Origin of the sequence: Erwinia pyrifoliae DSM 12163 (assembly GCF_000026985.1) — a bacterium.
Lineage (GTDB): Bacteria > Pseudomonadota > Gammaproteobacteria > Enterobacterales > Enterobacteriaceae > Erwinia > Erwinia pyrifoliae.
The window spans coordinates 1,544,868-1,563,393 of the sequence record NC_017390.1; the positions used below are offsets into that span (position 1 = coordinate 1,544,868).

General features: G+C 56.6%; 15 protein-coding genes and 3 pseudogenes. 9 read left to right on the top strand and 9 right to left on the bottom strand.

Annotated elements, in window-relative coordinates; genetic code table 11:
• The first annotated feature begins 93 nt into the window (after positions 1-93).
• From EPYR_RS06825 to EPYR_RS06835, 3 genes are all read left to right on the top strand, one after another.
• A complete protein-coding gene (locus EPYR_RS06825; protein WP_012667667.1) occupies positions 94-1,560 on the top strand; it encodes an amino acid permease in 1,467 nt (488 codons plus the stop codon).
• Positions 1,561-1,698: 138 nt separating this feature from the next.
• Positions 1,699-2,781: a FecCD family ABC transporter permease gene (locus EPYR_RS06830; protein WP_012667668.1), complete on the top strand. Its 1,083-nt coding sequence runs from the start codon at positions 1,699-1,701 to the stop codon at positions 2,779-2,781.
• A complete protein-coding gene (locus EPYR_RS06835) occupies positions 2,781-3,563 on the top strand; it encodes an ABC transporter ATP-binding protein (RefSeq protein ID WP_012667669.1) in 783 nt (260 codons plus the stop codon). Before EPYR_RS06830 ends, EPYR_RS06835 begins: the two co-directional genes overlap by 1 nt.
• A 47-nt stretch (positions 3,564-3,610) precedes the next feature.
• Here EPYR_RS06835 and fghA read toward each other — a convergent pair whose 3' ends face one another.
• The 3 genes from fghA to ptrR all read right to left on the bottom strand — a co-directional run bounded on the left by fghA (position 3,611) and on the right by ptrR (position 6,561).
• Positions 3,611-4,453, bottom strand: coding sequence for an S-formylglutathione hydrolase (fghA, locus tag EPYR_RS06840; RefSeq protein ID WP_012667670.1), 843 nt, complete (start codon positions 4,451-4,453; stop codon positions 3,611-3,613).
• Positions 4,454-4,464: 11 nt separating this feature from the next.
• Positions 4,465-5,592, bottom strand: coding sequence for an S-(hydroxymethyl)glutathione dehydrogenase/class III alcohol dehydrogenase (locus tag EPYR_RS06845; protein ID WP_012667671.1), 1,128 nt, complete (start codon positions 5,590-5,592; stop codon positions 4,465-4,467).
• Between the two features lie 90 nt (positions 5,593-5,682).
• Positions 5,683-6,561 (bottom strand): putrescine utilization regulator PtrR, encoded by an 879-nt coding sequence (gene ptrR, locus EPYR_RS06850; protein ID WP_012667672.1) that lies wholly within the window; start codon positions 6,559-6,561, stop codon positions 5,683-5,685.
• A gap of 98 nt (positions 6,562-6,659) precedes the next feature.
• On the opposite strand from ptrR, the gene EPYR_RS21335 reads away from it, so the two are divergent.
• From EPYR_RS21335 to mglC, 6 genes and pseudogenes are all read left to right on the top strand, one after another.
• Entirely contained in the window at positions 6,660-6,791 is a 132-nt protein-coding gene (locus tag EPYR_RS21335) for a hypothetical protein (protein WP_014538775.1), read from the top strand.
• A gap of 212 nt (positions 6,792-7,003) precedes the next feature.
• A complete protein-coding gene (folE, locus tag EPYR_RS06855; RefSeq protein ID WP_012667673.1) occupies positions 7,004-7,669 on the top strand; it encodes a GTP cyclohydrolase I FolE in 666 nt (221 codons plus the stop codon).
• A gap of 99 nt (positions 7,670-7,768) precedes the next feature.
• Entirely contained in the window at positions 7,769-8,929 is a 1,161-nt protein-coding gene (gene yeiB / locus EPYR_RS06860; RefSeq protein ID WP_012667674.1) for a DUF418 domain-containing protein YeiB, read from the top strand.
• 154 nt (positions 8,930-9,083) lie between these two features.
• Positions 9,084-9,349, top strand: a pseudogene (locus EPYR_RS20635) (LacI family DNA-binding transcriptional regulator); the annotation flags it as partial.
• Positions 9,347-10,371: pseudogene (locus tag EPYR_RS06865) on the top strand (ATP-binding cassette domain-containing protein); the annotation flags it as partial. The pseudogenes EPYR_RS20635 and EPYR_RS06865, both read left to right, overlap by 3 nt.
• A gap of 19 nt (positions 10,372-10,390) precedes the next feature.
• A pseudogene (gene mglC / locus EPYR_RS06870) lies at positions 10,391-11,415 on the top strand (galactose/methyl galactoside ABC transporter permease MglC).
• Positions 11,416-11,450: 35 nt separating this feature from the next.
• Here the strand turns inward: mglC and sanA are convergent.
• The 6 genes from sanA to metG all read right to left on the bottom strand — a co-directional run bounded on the left by sanA (position 11,451) and on the right by metG (position 18,408).
• Positions 11,451-12,164: an outer membrane permeability protein SanA gene (sanA, locus tag EPYR_RS06875; protein WP_012667677.1), complete on the bottom strand. Its 714-nt coding sequence runs from the start codon at positions 12,162-12,164 to the stop codon at positions 11,451-11,453.
• 181 nt (positions 12,165-12,345) lie between these two features.
• Positions 12,346-14,043, bottom strand: a complete 1,698-nt coding sequence (locus EPYR_RS06880; protein ID WP_012667678.1) for an NAD-dependent malic enzyme — start codon at positions 14,041-14,043, stop codon at positions 12,346-12,348.
• 123 nt (positions 14,044-14,166) lie between these two features.
• Entirely contained in the window at positions 14,167-15,060 is an 894-nt protein-coding gene (gene cdd / locus EPYR_RS06885) for a cytidine deaminase (RefSeq protein ID WP_012667679.1), read from the bottom strand.
• A 124-nt stretch (positions 15,061-15,184) separates the two neighbouring features.
• Entirely contained in the window at positions 15,185-15,877 is a 693-nt protein-coding gene (locus tag EPYR_RS06890; RefSeq protein WP_012667680.1) for a CidB/LrgB family autolysis modulator, read from the bottom strand.
• Complete coding sequence (locus EPYR_RS06895; RefSeq protein WP_012667681.1) at positions 15,870-16,265, bottom strand: CidA/LrgA family protein; 396 nt, start codon at positions 16,263-16,265, stop codon at positions 15,870-15,872. Before EPYR_RS06895 ends, EPYR_RS06890 begins: the two co-directional genes overlap by 8 nt.
• Positions 16,266-16,326: 61 nt before the next feature.
• On the bottom strand, positions 16,327-18,408 hold the full coding sequence (gene metG, locus EPYR_RS06900; RefSeq protein WP_263060574.1) for a methionine--tRNA ligase: 2,082 nt from the start codon (positions 18,406-18,408) through the stop codon (positions 16,327-16,329).
• Positions 18,409-18,526: the final 118 nt, after the last annotated feature.

An 18,526-nucleotide genomic window follows, 5' to 3' on the forward strand; every position in this document is an offset into this window, starting at 1 on the left:
ATGAAGCAAACTTATAAAACGGTGTTAGCGCTATACCACCGGCAGCAGGTTGCTATAATCGCGCCTCATTTTGCTAGAGCGCAGCGTTAAAACATGGATCATGACCTAAAAACAACACAACAGTCTGGCTTAAGGCGCGAGCTGAAAGCTCGGCATTTAACGATGATCGCCATTGGCGGTTCGATTGGTACCGGTCTTTTTGTCGCCTCTGGCGCAACCATTTCCCAGGCAGGGCCGGGCGGAGCGCTGCTGTCGTACGCGCTGATCGGCCTGATGGTCTACTTCCTGATGACCAGCCTTGGCGAGCTGGCGGCATTTATGCCGGTCTCCGGCTCTTTCTCCACCTACGGTGCCAAATATGTTGAAGAGGGCTTTGGCTTCGCGCTGGGCTGGAACTACTGGTACAACTGGGCGGTGACCATCGCCGTCGATCTGGTGGCATCGCAGCTGGTGATGACCTGGTGGTTCCCGGACACCCCAGGCTGGATCTGGAGCGCCCTGTTCCTCAGCCTGATTTTCCTGCTCAACTACATCTCGGTAAAAGGTTTTGGTGAAGCCGAGTACTGGTTCTCACTGATAAAAGTGACTACGGTTATCGTATTTATCGTTGTTGGCGTAATGATGATCGTCGGCATCCTGCGCGGCGCGGAAAGCGCCGGCTGGCAAAACTGGCAGACAGGCGATGCGCCGTTCTCCGGCGGTTTTTCCGCCATGATCGGCGTGGCGATGATCGTCGGCTTCTCGTTTCAGGGCACGGAACTGATTGGTATCGCAGCCGGTGAATCTAAAGATCCGGCGAAAAATATTCCGCGTGCGGTACGTCGGGTATTCTGGCGCATTTTGCTGTTCTACGTCTTCGCCATCCTGGTGATCAGCCTGATCATTCCCTATACCGATCCCAGCCTGCTGCGCACCGACATCAAAGACATCAGCATCAGCCCGTTTACCCTGGTGTTCCAGCATGCCGGCCTGCTGTCAGCGGCGGCGGTGATGAACGCGGTTATCCTGACGGCGGTGCTGTCGGCGGGCAACTCGGGGATGTACGCCTCCACGCGTATGCTTTATACCCTGGCCTCTGAGGGCAATGCCCCGCGAATTTTCGCCAGGCTGTCTAAAGGCGGCGTGCCGCGTAACGCGCTGTACGCCACCACCGTGGTCGCGGGTCTGTGCTTCCTGACCTCGATGTTTGGTAACCAGACCGTTTACCTGTGGTTGCTAAACACCTCGGGTATGACCGGGTTTATTGCCTGGCTGGGCATTGCCATCAGCCATTACCGTTTCCGTAAAGGTTATATGGCGCAGGGGCGCTGTCTGGCTGAACTGCCTTATCGTTCCGGTTTCTTCCCGCTGGGGCCTGTCTTCGCCTTTGTGCTCTGCCTGATGATTACCCTCGGACAGAACTATCATGCGTTCCTTGCCGATCGTATTGACTGGTACGGCGTTGTAGCAACCTACATCGGTATTCCGCTGTTCCTGCTGATTTGGCTGGGCTTCAGACTGACGCGCAAAAGCCGTTTCGTGAAATACAGCGAGATGGAGTTCCCGACGTCGAACCTGTAGCAGGTTTACCGTTATCAGTGAAGGCGCGGATCCCGCGCCTTTTTTTTGCTGCATGATTCAATATGACAAATTATGTTGATAAGTATTATCATTTGCCCTCTTTTAATCGGTATTCACCAGGCTGAACAGGTATTGATAATGAGTTTAACTGACCAGGTTGTGCAGCAGTCAGACAATGTACCGCCGCAGGGCGTGATGAGGCGCTATCATCAGTTACTGCGTCACCGGGTGCTGATTATGGGCGTGCTTGTCGTGGCGATTGTCGCTTCGCTGATGCTCGACTTTACCCTCGGCCCCTCCGGGCTGTCCTTGCCTGTGCTGTGGCAGACGCTGCTGTCGCCAGAAACGGTGGATGCCGGTACGCGGGTGATCGTCTGGGATATTCGTCTGCCGTATGCGCTGATGGCGGTGGTGGTCGGGCTGGGACTCGGCCTCGCCGGGGCAGAAATGCAAACCATCCTCAATAACCCGCTGGCCAGTCCTTTTACCCTCGGCGTTTCTTCCGCTGCGGCTTTCGGCGCGGCGCTGGCGATTGTGCTCGGCATGGGTATTCCGGGTATTCCCGAACAGTGGTTTATTTCGGCTAACGCTTTCGTGTTTGCGCTGCTGGCCGCGCTGATGCTGGATGCGGTCACGCGCTGGACTCAGGTGTCTACCTCCGGCGTGGTGCTGTTTGGTATTGCGCTGGTATTTACCTTTAACGCGCTGGTTTCGGTGATGCAGTTTATCGCCAACGAAGACACCTTGCAGGGGCTGGTTTTCTGGACCATGGGTAGCCTGGCGCGGGCATCATGGGAAAAACTGGCGGTGCTGTGCGGCGCACTGTTGCTGCTGCTGCCGTTTTCAATGATCGGCGCCTGGAAGCTGACCGCGCTGCGGCTGGGGGAAGATCGCGCCGTCAGTTTTGGCATTGACGTGCGCCGTCTGCGGCTGGTGACGCTGCTGCGTATCAGTATTATCTCTGCTCTGGCGGTGGCGTTTGTCGGGCCGATTGGCTTTATCGGCCTGGTTGCGCCGCATATCGCGCGCATGATATTTGGTGAAGATCACCGCTTTTATCTTCCGGCCAGCGCGCTGACCGGGGCGCTGGTGCTGTCTGTGGCTTCGGTGGTATCAAAAAATCTGATCCCCGGCGTGATCATTCCGGTCGGCATTGTCACCTCGCTGGTCGGCGTGCCGTTCTTTCTCAGCATTATTCTGCGCCATCGGGGGATCGTCTGATGCAGGGGTTGAAAATCAGCGGCTTCAGTGCCGGATATGCAAAACGTCAGGTGATCGGCAACCTGAACGTGGAGCTGCTGCCCCGTGGCAAAATTACCGTACTGCTGGGGCCGAACGGCTGCGGCAAGTCGACGCTGCTACGTTCTCTGGCCGGGCTGAACCGTGCGCAGGGGCAGCTGTGGCTGAACGGCGAAGAGCTGACGGCGCTGCCGTTTGCCCGTCGCGCTTCACGCGTGGTGTATCTGCCGCAGTCATTGCCGGCCGGGGTGCATCTGCATGTGCTGGAGTCGATTATCGTGGCGCAGAGGGCCAGCGGCGGGCGCAGCAGCGCCGCCAGTGAAGCCGAAGTGATGACGCTGCTGGAACAGCTCGGTATTGCGCACCTGGCGCTCAGCTATCTCGACCAGCTCTCGGGTGGACAGAAACAGCTGGTCGGGCTGGCGCAGTCGCTGATCCGTCGCCCGGAACTGCTGCTGCTCGATGAACCGTTAAGCGCGCTCGATTTGAACTATCAGTTTCACGTCATGGATTTAGTGCGGCGCGAAACGCGTCTGCGCCATATCGTTACCGTGGTGGTGGTGCACGACATCAATATCGCGCTGCGCCACGCAGAGCATGTGCTGATGTTGCAAAACGGTGAGCTAATCGCGCACGGGCAGCCGGAAGAGGTGATTACGCCGCAAAGTCTGGCGCGGGTTTATGGTGTACAGGGGCGCATTGAGCGCTGTTCGCAGGGCACGCCGCAGGTGCTGGTTGACGGGCTGGTGCAGCAACTCGCCTGACAAACGGTGCCGACCGGACTATCGGTCGGCACCGTCACCAACGATGACTAGGCTAACAAATGCTTCGCGTGGAAGCGCAGGTGATCGTCGATAAAGCTGGCGATAAAGAAGTAGCTGTGGTCATAACCCGGCTGAATGCGTAGGGTCAGCGGATAGCCCAGCTCGTGCGCCAGCGAACCCAGCCGTTCTGGCCGTAGCTGGTCGGCCAGGAACTGATCGCTGTCCCCCTGGTCGACCAGCATTGGCAGCACCGCACCGCCGTTGCGCATCAGCCAGCAGCTGTCATACTGCCGCCAGGCGCTGGTGTTTTCACCCAGATAGGCGTTAAAGGCCTTTTGCCCCCACGCCACCTCCATCGGATTAACGATTGGCGCAAAAGCGGACACCGAGCTGAATTTCCCCGGATTACGCAGTGCCATCATCAATGCACCATGCCCGCCCATCGAATGCCCCATCATCGCCTGGCGATCGCTGACGTTGAAGTTCCCGGCGACCAGCGCCGGAAGTTCGCTGTTGATGTAATCGTACATGTGGAAATGGCTGGACCACGGGGCTTCGCTGGCATTGAGGTAGAAACTCGCCCCCTGGCCAAGATCGTAACCATCGTCGTTGGCGACATGTTTACCGCGTGGACCGGTATCCGGCATCACCAGCACCAGCCCCAGCTCTGCGGCCACGCGCTGCGCCCCGGACTTGACGCTGAAGTTCTCATCGCTGCAGGTCAGTCCGGCGAGGAACCAGACCACCGGCGGCGGCGTGCTGCCTTTCGGCTCCGGCAGGAAGATGCTGAACGTCATCGCGCAGTTCAGGCTGGTGGAGGGGTGGCGGTAACGCTGCTGCCAGCCACCAAACAGGCGGTGTTCTTCTAAAAGCTCCAGTGAAGATGGCATCCTTATCTTCCTTATGATTTAGCGAAATGCACCACGGTACGAATCGATTTACCTTCATGCATCAACTCAAACGCATCGTTGATCTCTTCCAGCGGCAGATTGTGGGTAATAAAGTCATTAAGCCGGAACTCTCCGTTCATATAACGCTCAACGATACCCGGCAGCTGCGTGCGGCCCTTTACGCCGCCAAATGCGGAGCCGCGCCAGACCCGGCCGGTGACCAGCTGGAACGGACGGGTGGCGATCTCTTCGCCCGCGCCGGCCACGCCGATAATGACTGATTCGCCCCAGCCCTTGTGGCAGCACTCCAGCGCAGAACGCATCACGTTGACGTTGCCAATGCACTCGAAGGAGAAATCAACGCCGCCGTCGGTCATTTCGACGATAACGTCCTGAATCGGCTTGTCGAAGTCTTTCGGGGTTATCAGGTCGGTGGCGCCAAGCTTGCGCGCCAGATCGTATTTGCTGGTATTGATATCAATGCCGATAATGCGGCCGGCTTTGGCCATTTTCGCGCCAATAATCGCCGACAGGCCGATACCGCCAAGACCGAAGATGGCGACGGTATCACCTTCCTTCACTTTAGCGGTATTCATGACCGCACCCATGCCGGTGGTCACGCCACAGCCCAGCAGGCACACTTCTTCCAGCGGCGCTTCTTTACTGATTTTCGCCAGTGAGATTTCCGGCACCACGGTATATTCAGAAAACGTCGAGGTGCCCATATAGTGGTAAATTGGCTGGCCGTCTTTAAAGAAGCGGGTGGTGCCGTCCGGCATCAGGCCTTTACCCTGGGTGGTGCGGATGGCCTGGCACAGATTAGTTTTGCCGGAAAGGCAGAATTTGCACTGGCGACATTCCGGGGTATACAGCGGAATAACGTGGTCGCCGACCGCCACGCTGGTGACCCCTTCACCGACCGCTTCCACCACGCCGCCGCCTTCATGGCCAAGCACCGCCGGGAACACGCCCTCCGGGTCTTTGCCCGACAGGGTATAGGCATCGGTATGGCAAACGCCGGTGGCGACGATGCGTACCAGCACTTCACCTTTCTGCGGCGGCATCAGATCCAGTTCTTCAATTTTCAGTGGTTCACCGGCAGCCCAGGCTACGGCGGCGCGCGTTTTGATCATCTGCATATGTTGCTCCTGTCAGTGGCTCCGCGCCGGGATTAACCGGTGGGGAGCATAATGTGTGGTTAAGCCTAACCAGGATTGAGAAAAACGCCTCTAATCGCAGCCGTTAGCATCAAATTGTTCAATCATCAGGTATTTCAGCGCTTCAATATTGGCGCTGAATGCATCGCGCCGCCATATCAGCAGGGTTGTGGTTTCACAAATGGGGGGCGGCAGCGGATGCTGGCGCACGCGCTCATGGCCCGGCAGCTGTGCCAGAACCGCAGCGGGCAGCAGCGCCAGCCCGCTACCGCTGGCCACGCAGGCGAGCATCGCGTGATAAGACGGGATCTCGATCACGCTGCCCGGCTGGACTCCGGCGGCACGAAACCAGTTTTCAAAACGAGCGCGGTCAGAACAGCCGGGACGAAAGGCAAACAGGGTACTGCCTGCCGCATCTGCCGGACGGCTGATGGCGCGATGATCCGGGCTGGAAATCAATACTATCTCCTGATGAAACGCCACGCAGCCGTTGAGTTCTTCTACGTTGACCGGGCCATCCATCAGCGCGGCAGCCAGGGTTCCGGCGCTTACCCGTTCAATTAACTCGCCCGAGGTGCCGGTAAACAGCGCCAGCGTGACCGCCGGATAACGCTGATGAAACTCGGCCAGCAGCAGAGGCAGGCGCGTGGCCGCCGTGCTCTCCATTGCGCCGAAAGCGAAATGCCCGCCGGGTTTGCCGCCGTGGGCCATATTAAGCGCTTCTTCACTCAGCACCAGAATACGCCGCGCGTAACAGAGAAAATTGTGGCCCATCGGGGACAGGCGCAGCCGCTGTTTTTCGCGAATAAACAGGTCGCCACCCAGCTCTTCTTCCAGCTGGCGCAGGCGGGTGGTAAGGTTTGACGGCACGCGATGCAGCTGCTGTGCCGCCCGCGCCATCGAGCCGCAGTCAGCCACGGCACAGAACATTTTCAGCTGGGTCAGATCCATATATTCACTTATCGTAATTAACTTTGTGTTAATTATTCACATTCCGTAATTCTAACCTTAGTGCATGCGGGTGGCAATCGGCAATCCATTCAGGAGGTATGATGGCAGTACGTGTGGCGGTAAGCGCTTTTCTGGCGCTGTGGCTGCAGGCGATGGGCGTCTTTGCCGCCGATATCGTTCCAGGCATCGCCGGAGCGCTGGTCTGGCGGCGTGCGGTTGCGGCTGAATGAAACTGTTTCACTGCCTGTTAAAGGGATTCACTGGATTACACGCCGAATGTGTTCCAGAATAGCGCTCACGAAATTTCGCCGGGACTGTTAAGGTTATCCACTCGCTTATGCCGCCGTCACCGCCGTCTTACACAGGCAGGACGACGGCGAACGGCCGGGCTTGCCCGATATGGATAGCCAGCAGCCCCGCTACTGCCGGAGAAGAAAAACACATGGCGACGTTGAGTCAGGAAGCCACACTCGTTCATCAGGCGCTGGTCGCCCGTGGTCTGGAAACCCCGCTGCGTTCACCGGCGCGTGAAATGGACGACGATACCCGCAAACGGCTGATTGCCGGCCATATGACCGAAATCATGCAGCTGCTGAATCTCGATCTGGAAGATGACAGCCTGGCGGAGACACCGCAGCGTATTGCCAAAATGTACGTCAATGAAGTGTTTTCCGGCCTGAATTATGCCAACTTCCCGAAAATCACCGTAATTGAAAATAAGATGAAGGTTGATGAGATGGTGACGGTGCGTGATATCACGCTGACCAGCACCTGTGAACATCACTTTGTGATCATTGATGGTCAGGCCACCGTGGCGTATATCCCAAAAGACAAGGTCATCGGCCTGTCTAAAATCAACCGCATCGTGCAGTTTTTCTCCTCGCGCCCGCAGGTGCAGGAGCGACTGACGCAGCAGATCCTCGTGGCGTTACAGACGCTGCTCGGCACCAGCAACGTGGCGGTTTCGATTGACGCGGTGCACTACTGCGTCAAGGCGCGTGGCATCCGTGATGCCACCAGCGCCACCACCACCACCTCACTGGGTGGATTGTTTAAATCCAGCCAGAATACCCGCCAGGAATTTCTGCGCTCGGTGCGCCATCGTTAATTCATTATCTGTCCCCGGCGGGCGTGTCTCTAAAGCGCCCGCGATTAACTCTGAAACAGGGCGCTGATAAACAGCCATCGCCCCGGTGTGGAACCTGCTATGTCCCGTATTCTTCCGCTGGATTTTGTGCGTGGGGTGGCGATCCTTGGCATTCTTCTGCTCAATATCACCGCCTTTGGTTTACCAAAAGCCGCCTACCTTAATCCCGCGTGGAACGGGCTGCCTACCGCCAGTGACTTCTGGGTATGGGCCACGATGGATCTGCTGGCTCAGGCCAAATTTCTTACGCTGTTTGCCCTCCTGTTTGGTGCCGGGCTGCAACTGTTGCTGCCGAGGGGTAAACGCTGGCTACAGTCGCGTCTCTCCTGGCTGGTGATTATCGGTTTTTTGCACGGGTCACTGCTGTGGGAGGGCGATATCCTGCTGGCCTACGGCATGATCGGACTGATTGCCTGGCGCATGATCCGCGACGTTGCCGCCAGCAGTCAGTTGTTCAATACCGGCGTGATGCTGTATCTGGTCGGTAGTGCGGTACTGGTGGTACTCGGGCTGGCGTCCGAGCCGCATGGCAACAGCTCATGGCTACCGCGCGCGGCTGACGTGCAGTATGAAACCTTCTGGCGTACGCACGGCGGCTGGGAAGCGGTGACCAATCGGCTGGATATGCTGGGATCGACGCTGATGGCGCTGGCGGCGCAGTACGGCTGGCAGCTGGCCGGATTAATGATGATGGGGGCGGCCCTGATGCGCAGCGGCTGGCTGCGCGGCAGCGGCAGCCTGCAACACTATCGTCGCAGCGGCCTACTGCTGGTGCTGGCGGGGCTGCTGATTGAAATACCCGCCATTGCCCTGCAATGGTACTGCCAGTGGGATTTCCGCTGGGCCGGGTTTTTCCTGCAGCTGCCGCGTGAAATCAGCGCACCGATGCAGGCGCTGGGCTATGCCGCGCTGTGCTTTGGCTGGTGGCCACGGTTACAGCGTCTGCGCCTTACCCCGGCAATCAGTGCCGTCGGGCGCATGGCGCTGAGCAATTATCTGTTACAGACGCTGATCTGCACCACGCTGTTTAATCACTTTGCCCTGTTCAATCACTTAAACCGCCTGCAGCTGCTGGCGCTGGTGCCGGCGATCTGGCTGGTGAACCTGCTGTTTTCCGTATTCTGGCTGCGTTTATTCCGTCAGGGGCCGGCGGAATGGCTATGGCGGCGTTTGACCTCATTTAGTGTGAATGCAGAGCAAAAAACCTCTGACGGAAGATGACAGGGTTCACAAAGTCGGGAAATGCCGCTGTAACCCTTTTCATGGCTGTGATGTTTCTCACGTAGCCAGCCTTAAGTGCCTGACAAAACAGACCGCAGAATGTGTTTATGTCAGGAGTAACGATGCACCATCGATTTCACAGCGGCGCACGGCCATGTTGACCATACGGGATGTGGCGCGGGAGTCGGGCGTCTCTTTCGCCACCGTCTCGCGGGTGCTGAACAACAGCGCAGTGGTCACCGCAGATACCCGCGCGCGGGTAATGAAAACCATCGAACGGCTGGGTTATCGCCCTGATGCCAACGCCCAGGCGCTGGCTAACCGGCTCAGTGCTACCATCGGTGTGGTGGTGAGGGATGTCTCCGACCCGTTTTTGGCGCGCTGGTCAACGCGGTTGACGCCGTTGCCCAGTCGCTGCAAATGCAGATGGCCGAAATTGCCAAGGCATTCTCCTGGGACGCTAAAATAGTCATCATGGATGAGCCTACCTCGTCGTTAACGGAAAAAGAAGGATAGCGGCTGCGGTATTATCTATATCTCACACAAAATGGAGGAGATATTTCAGCTGTGCGATGAAATAACCATCCTGCGCGACGGTCAGTGGATCACCACTCAGACGTTGCAAGGACTGGATATGGATAAAATCATCGCCATGATGGTTGGGCGTTCACTTAATCAGCGTTTTCCCGACAGAACTAACGTGCCGGGCGAGACCATCCTTGAAGTCCGCAACCTGTCCTCGCTGCGCCAGCCGTCAATTCGCGATGTCTCTTTCGATCTTCGTCAGGGAGAAATCCTCGGTATCGCCGGGCTGGTGGGAGCAAAACGCACCGATATTGTCGAGACCCTGTTTGGTATTCGCGAAAAATCAGCGGGTACTATCCGCCTGCACGGTAAGGCCATTAATAACCACAGCGCCAATGAAGCCATTAATCATGGCTTTGCGCTGGTGACCGAAGAGCGCCGATCGACCGGTATTTATGCTTATCTGGATATTGGCTTTAATTCGCTGATTCAAACATCGCCAAATATAAAAACCGCATCGGGCTGTTGGATAACAGCCGCATGAAAAGCGATACCCAATGGGTTATTGATGCGATGCGGGTAAAAACGCCGGGGCATTATACCGCCATCGGTTCCTTATCCGGCGGTAACCAGAAAAAAGTGATTATTGGCCGCTGGTTGCTGACTTAGCCGGAAATTCTGATGCTGGACGACCCCACGCGCGATATTGACGTGGGGGCGAAGTTTGAAATCTATCAGCTGATTGCAGAACTGGAAAAAAAAGGTAAGGGATTATTATCATCTCTTCTTAAATGCCGGAATTTTTAGGTATTACCGACCGGATGCTGGTGATGAGTAATGGCCTGGTGGCAGGCATTGTCGAAACGAAAACGGCCACGCAAAACGAAATTTTTCGTCTGGCATCATTACACCTTTAATTATCCAGTGGATGTGATTATGAACGCGGTAAATAAGAAAAGTGCACTCGCCTGGTTAAAAGAGGGTGGGATCTACGTGGTGCTGATGGTGTTACTGGCCATTATTATTATTCAGGATCCGACATTTTTAAGTTTAATGAATCTGAGTAATATTCTGACTCAGTCATCGGTGCGCGTGATTATCGCGCTGGGCGTGGCCGGGCTGATTGTTACCAGGGGACCGATCTGTCCGCCGGGCGTCAGGTGGGTCTGGCCGCCGTGGTGGCCGCCACGCTGTTACAGTCGATGGATAACGCTAACAAGGTTTTTCCGCAGCTGGAAACACTGCCGATTGCGCTGGTTGTGGCGATCGTTTGTGCCATTGGCGCTGGTAGGGCTGGTTAACGGCATGATTATTGCCTGCCTGAAGGTCACGCCATTTATCACTACGCTGGGCACGATGATTATCGTTTACGGCGTCAACTCATTCTATTACGACCATGTGGGCGCATCGCCGGTTGCCGGTTTTGACGAGAAGTTTTCCACCTTTGTTTGGGCTTTCTGCGCTTTGGCGACTTCGAACTCTCTTATATTACCTTCTACGCGCTGATTGCGGTGTTGCTGGTGTGGATCCTGTGGACTAAGACGCGCTTCGGTAAAAACATCTTCGCCATCGGCGGTAATCCGGAGGCCGCGCACGTCTCAGGCGTCAACGTGCCGTTTAACCTGATACTCGTCTATGCCCTGTCCGGGGTCTTCTGTGCCTTCGGCGGAATGCTGGAAGCGGGGCGTATTGGTTCGGCCACTAACAATCTTGGCTTTATGTATAAACTGGATGCGATTGCTGCCTGCGTGGTCGGCGGCGTATCTTTTGCCGGTGGGGTAGGAACGGTGGCAGGCGTGGTAACCGGCGTGATTATCGTTACGGTGATCAACTATGGTTTGACCTGTATCGGCGTTAATCCTTACTGGCAGTACATTATTAAGGGCGGCATTATTATCTTCGCCGTGGCGCTGGACTTACTCAAGTACGCACGTAAGAAACAGGGATTAACCGGGCGATAATGCTGTACCAGAGGCTGGCCGTCACGCCAGCCTTTTTACTTCTTCTGCTGTAACTCCAGTAGCTGCTCCGGGCTGACCGCCGGGTAACTTTGCGCACCCTCCGGCACGTCATGGCGGGCTGGGATCGGCACCAGCGGGCCGAGGAAACGCGGCTCGCGCTTCATCACGTACAGATCGGACAGCGCCCCGAGACGCGCTGCCACTTCGCGCAGCCGCACGCTCATCATATTCTTTGGTGATGGCACCGCATAGCACTGAGCCTGAATCCCCATATGCAGCGCGATCAACAGTGCACGTTCGCAGTGGAAACGCTGGGTGATGATAATAAAATCATTGGTATCAAACACCTTGCGCGTACGTACGATGGAATCAAGCGTGCGAAAACCAGCATAATCCAGCACGATATCTGAAGGATCCACGCCGGCGGCGATCAGGTCGCGGCGCATGGTCATCGGCTCATTGTAGCTCTGCAGGGCATTGTCTCCGCTCAGTAGCAGGTAGTTGACCTTGCCGCTGTTATAAGCGTTCAGCGCGCCCTGCATACGATAGAGATAATACTGATTGATCCCCCCGGTACGATAAAACTTAGCGGTTCCCAGTACCACGCCAACCTGACGATGCGGCAGCGCTGTGAGATCGTCATACACATAGGGTGCGGTTTTCCAGCTGACCCAGCGATCGAGGCCGAGTGCGGTCGCTGATATCAACGTAATGATGATAATCAGACCATAAATCAGGCGCTTCAACATGATGAACGGCACTCGGGTTGGCAGGTAAGAGAGGGTCAAGGCTACTTGAGGCAGCAAGGTGAAGCAAGTCACTCCGTGCCGGGTGGGGTATTTCCAGGCAAATTCCCCATTATTGCTGGCATCACAGCGGGTTTGATTAAAGCACCTGCTTTGATACCAGCCACTCAGGGGAATAGCGTTATCAGATTGAGGTACGACGATAGTTACGGTACTGCGGCAGCCAGAAGTTGGCGGCAATGGCTTTCGACAGCACGTCTTCAGGGGTCACCACCGCCACGCCAGCCAGCTGGGCCGCTTTACCCACCGCCATTGCGATCACTTTCGACACGCCCTGGATATCTTTGACTTCCGGCAGTACCGGCCCTTCGCCATCGTTAACCAGCGGTGAGCAGTCGGCCAGCGCCCGGCTGGCTGCCATCAGCATGCTGTCGGTAACGCGAGTAGCACCGGAGGCAATCACGCCGAGGCCAATGCCGGGGAAGATATAGGAGTTATTGCACTGGGCAACAGGATAAGTTTTATCCTTCCAGCTAACCGGGGAGAAGGGGCTGCCGGTTGCCACCAGCGCGCTGCCATCGGTCCAGGCCATGATGTCATGTGGCGTCGCTTCCACCCGCGAGGTCGGATTAGACAGCGGCATAACGATCGGGCGCGCGCAGTGTTTGTGCATCTCGCGCACGATCTCTTCGCTGAACAGACCCGGCTGACCGGATACGCCAATCATAATGTCAGGTTTGGCGTTACGCACCACGTCCAGCAGCGAGAGCGAATCGCTGGCGCTGTCCCAGTTGGCCAGATGGTCACTTTTCTGCACCAGCCTGCTCTGGAAGTTCAGCAGGTTAGGCAGTTTGTCCGTTAACAGGCCGAAGCGGTCAACCATAAACACCCGTGCGCGTGCTTCCTCGTCGCTCAGACCTTCTGACTTCATCTGCGCAATGATCTGCTCGGCGATACCGCAACCGGCTGAACCGGCTCCGAGGAACACCACCTTCTGTTCGCACAGTTTGCTGCCTGCAGCACGGCTGGCGGCAATCAGCGTACCCAGCGTCACGGCAGCAGTACCCTGAATGTCATCGTTAAAGCAGCACACTTCGTCACGGTAACGCTCAAGCAGCGGCATGGCATTTTTTTGCGCGAAATCTTCAAACTGCAGCAGCACGTTCGGCCAGCGGTTCTTCACCGCGTGGATAAATTCATTGACGAAACTGTCGTACTCTTCACCGGTGATGCGCGGGTGACGCCAGCCCATATACAGTGGGTCGTTCAGCAGTTGCTGATTGTTGGTTCCCACATCGAGTACCACCGGCAGGGTGTAGGCCGGACTGATGCCACCGCAGGCGGTATACAGGGAGAGCTTGCCAATTGGGATGCCCATGCCGCCAATCCCCTGGTCGCCGAGGCCGAGAATACGCTCGCCGTCGGTAACCACGATCACCTTGACGTTCTGCTTGGTGGCATTCTGCAGCATATCTTCGATGCTGGCGCGGTTAGGGTAGGAGATAAACAGGCCGCGCGCGCGGCGGTAAATCTCGGAGAAGTGTTCACAGGCAGCGCCAACGGTCGGGGTGTAGATAATCGGCATCATCTCTTCCAGATGATTGTCGAGCAGGCGGTAGAACAGGGTTTCGTTGGTGTCCTGAATATTACGCAGGTAGACGTGTTTATCGTTATTGTTTTTGAAGTCCTGGAACTGACGCCAGGCGCGTTCTGCCTGTTCCTCAATGCTTTCAACCGTCTCCGGCAGCAGCCCGTTGAGGTTGAAGTCGTTACGCTCCTCAATCGAGAAGGCGCTGCCTTTATTCAGCAGGGGAAATTCCAGCAGGATAGGGCCAGCATAAGGGATGTACAGCGAACGTTTGCTTTCGTAGTCGAGTTCCATGGAATTCTTACTCTTTCTGGATCGGGATGTGGTGGCACCAATCCTAAAATAATTCATCCGAAAGTACAGCTTTTGTTAACAGCTGATAACAAAAGCGGTGGTTTTGTCTGCCTTACAGCATGTTTATTCCACTTTTACCAGTGGAATAGTGGTGAAGCTGTGGCATCCCAGCGCGGTCAGGGTTGCTGCACTGGCGCTCTGCTGGCTTAATTTTGCATCCGGCGCTTCGGCCAGAACCGCACGCCTGATATCACTCAGATTTTCTCCGGCCAGATTGAGTAAATTCAACGCGCCTTGCAACGGCGGCAGGCTGGGATTAAAGGCGGCATTTTCGGCATAGCGCCCGGCAAAGATCGCATCGCTGGCGGTTTGCAGCGCCACGCCGCTCCATGACCCGGTATAAGGCGCGTGACTGCGGTTGGCGGCAGCCAGCGCCGCCTGTTGCAGCACATCGCCCCAGGGCGCCACCCCGTGGTCGACATCGTCCATTAGCAGGGTAGAGATAGCCAGGTCGCGTGGTCCGAATGAGTCCGGCAGATAGTGGCCAAGCGTGGCGGCGGCGCGGCCCGGTAGCTCTATCGTCAGATCGGTGCCGCTGTTCAGCTCATTCATAAACTGGCGGCAGTGGCCGCACGGCGTGTAGTTAACGGTGATGCTTATCAGCGCGCTTTCCCCGCGCAGCCAGGCATGCGTGACCGCACTCTGCTCGGCGTGAACCGTTTGCTGCATCGTGGCGCCGACAAATTCCATATTGGCACCAAAGTACAGCGTGCCGCTTTTGCCACGGGCGATGGCACCGACGTTAAAATCAGACAGCGGCGCAACGGCGCAGGCAGCCGCCAGCGGCAGCAGGGCAAAGGCCAGTTCGCTGTCGTTGAATCCGCACTGTTTCTTTAGGGCAACGGCCTGTTCAGCGCGGATAAACCCGGCAAAGTCCGTCGCCGATAATATGGGTTCTAAGGTGTGCTGTAATCGGTGGGGAAGCATGGCAAATGCCGGCTGAAAACGTGGGTGCATAGTAAGCCTCTTGCGCTGAATGCAGCCCATATAACGGGCCGGCAGCCAGTTATATGTGATCTAAATCGCTCTATCAATGCAATAAGTGAAACGCATCACCAAAATGAGAGACTTATCGCAAGTTTTACCCGCTAAGTTTCAGCATTAGCGGGAAAATAAACGGTGACAGCAGCGAGGTGATAATGCCACACAGCACCAGCGCCAGCGAGCTGAACGCTCCTTCTTGATAGTCAACCTCGGCAGCGCGGGCGGTGCCCAGCGCGTGTGACGCGTTGCCAATCGCCAGCCCGCGTGCAAATTTGCTGCGTACCTGCAACAGATTGAGCAGCATATGGCCAAATACCGCGCCCAGCAAGCCCGCTATCAGCACACAAACGGCGCTGATGGCGGGGATGCCGCCGAGCGCAGCGGAAACCGCCATCGCGATGGGCGTGGTCACCGATTTGGGTAACAGGGTCGCGGCGATTTGCGGCGTGGCCCCCAGCCATAATGCGATGGCGCTGCCGGAAGTCATCGCCGTCAGGCTGCCAATAAAACAGATGCTGAGGATCGACTTCCAGCGTATGCGGATCTGGGGCATTTGCTCGTAAAGCGGCAGCGCCAGCGCCACCACCGCCGGTTGCAGCAGTTGGTTAAGCAACGCGCTGCCCTGAAAATAGCGGGCATAGGGCATGTGCAGCAGCAGTAACAGCAGGATAATCACCGCCATGGCAATCAGTAGCGGATTGCAGATGGCGCTGTTGACTTTGGCCGCCAGCCTGCGTGCCGCCAGAAATACCAGCACGGTTAACGGCAGTGACCACCAGATTTCATTCATCTTTAGCCCCCTGGCGTGAGTGATAACGGCGCGCCATATGCTGCGCGACCAGCCCGGTCGTCACCAGCACGATCAGCGTGCCCACCGTACTGGAAATGACAATCGGAGCGAACTGCGCGCTAAGGATATCCATATGATCCATGATGCCCACGCTGATGGGGACAAACAGCAGCGCCATATAGCGAATCAGCAGATGGCAGCCGGGTTTGACCCAGTAAAGCGGAAGGAGGTTGGAGCTAAGCAGGATAAAAAGCAACAGCATGCCGAGAATGCTGCCGGGGATAGCAAGAGGCAACAGCCCGGCAACACCGCGACCGGCATACAGGCAGAGATAAATAATGAATATGGCACGCAGATATTGCCAGGTAACGTGCAGCACGGAACGCATATAAGCTCCAGAAACTGTCGGGGGCGGCGTAGTTGCCGCCGCCCCCGATATCAGATGACGATTACTTAACCAGCTGTCCGGGCAGCGCGCCGCTGTCCGGGCTGAGCAGGAAGATATCTTTTCCGCCAGGCCCTGCTGCCATCACCATCCCTTCTGACAGGCCAAAGCGCATCTTGCGTGGCGCCAGGTTGGCAACCATCACCGTCAGGCGACCCACCAGCAGCGCCGGATCGGGGTAGGCAGCGCGAATGCCGGAGAACACATTGCGTTTTTCGCCGCCGATATCCAGCGTCAGGCGTAGCAACTTGTCAGAACCTTTCACCAGCTCGGCATTCTCGATCAGCGCAATGCGCATATCTACTTTGTCGAAGTCGTCAAAGCTGATGGTTTCCTGCAATGGGTCGTCTGCCAGCGGACCACTCACTGCCGGTTGGGCGGTGGCGGCATCGTCCTTTGAGGCGGCGATCAGACCATTCACCTTATCCATTTCAATGCGGCTGTACAGCGCTTTAAACGCGGCGATATTGTGGTTCAGCAGCGGTTGTTCAATGCCTTCCCAGCTCAGTTGCTGATTGAGGAAAGTTTCAGCGCGCTCGGCGAGAGAGGGCATCACCGGCTTCAGCCAGGTCATCAGTACGCGGAACAGGTTGATGCCCATCGAACAGATAGCCTGCAGCTCTGCGTCACGGCCTTCCTGTTTTGCCACCACCCACGGAGCCTGTTCATCAACGTAACGGTTGGCGGCGTCAGCTAATGCCATGATTTCGCGTACTGCCCGGCTGAACTCACGGCTGGCCCAGGCCTGGGCGATGCTGTTGGATGCGTCGATAAAGGTCTGATAGAGCGCCGGATCGGCGACTTCAGCAGACAGCTGCCCGGCAAAGCGCTTGTTGATAAAACCGGCGTTGCGCGAGGCCAGGTTCACCACCTTGTTGACGATATCGGCATTGACGCGCTGCACAAAATCTTCAAGGTTCAGGTCGATATCGTCGATGCGCGAAGAGAGCTTGGCGGCATAGTAGTAGCGCAGGCTGTCGGCATCGAGATGCTGCAGCCAGGTGCTGGCTTTAATAAAGGTGCCGCGTGACTTGGACATTTTTGCGCCGTTCACCGTGACATAGCCATGCACAAACAGGTTGGTCGGCTTGCGGAACTGGCTGCCTTCCAGCATCGCTGGCCAGAACAGGCTGTGGAAGTAGACGATATCTTTACCGATGAAGTGATAAAGCTCGGCGTCAGAATCCTGACGCCAGAAAGCATCAAAATCGATATCACCGCGTTTGTCGCACAGGTTCTTAAATGAACCCATGTAGCCGATGGGCGCATCCAGCCAGACATAGAAGTATTTTCCCGGCGCGCCGGGGATTTCGAAGCCGAAGTAGGGCGCATCGCGCGAGATATCCCACTGCTGCAGGCCAGACTCGAACCACTCCTGCATCTTATTGGCCACCTGTTCCTGCAACGCGCCGGAGCGGGTCCAGGCCTGTAGCATGGCGCTGAACTCTGGCAAATCGAAGAAGAAGTGTTCCGAATCACGCAGCACGGGAGTCGCACCGGATACCACCGATTTCGGCTCAATCAGTTCCGTCGGGCTGTAGGTAGCAGAACAGACCTCACAGTTATCGCCGTACTGGTCCGGTGATTGACAGTTCGGGCAGGTGCCTTTCACAAAACGGTCCGGCAGGAACATGCCCTTTTCCGGATCGTAGAGTTGAGAAATGGTGCGGTTTTTAATAAACCCGTTTTCTTTCAGTCGGGTATAGATAAGCTCGGACAGCTCACGGTTCTCTTCGCTGTGCGTGGAGTGGTAGTTGTCATAGCTGATATTAAAGCCGGCAAAGTCGGTCTGATGTTCCTGACTCATGTCCGCAATCATCTGCTCCGGTGCCATCCCCATCTGCTGGGCTTTCAGCATGATCGGCGTACCGTGTGCGTCATCAGCACAGATGAAGTAAACCTGGTTGCCGCGCATTCGCTGGTAACGGACCCAAATATCGGCCTGGATATGCTCGAGCATGTGGCCGAGATGAATGGAACCATTTGCGTACGGCAGGGCGCACGTTACCAATATTTTTTTCGCGACTTGAGTCATAGTAAGACTTAGCTCATACCTGTTGAAAAAGGGGGTTAGATGGTAACCGATTGCCCGACCCGGCGTAAACAAGGGGTTCAGGCGGCGGGGGATTTTTCCTTACGGGTACGTGAGAGTAAACCAGATCTGATATGCTTAACCACAGAGTCGCAGCTGAACAACCCGCGAG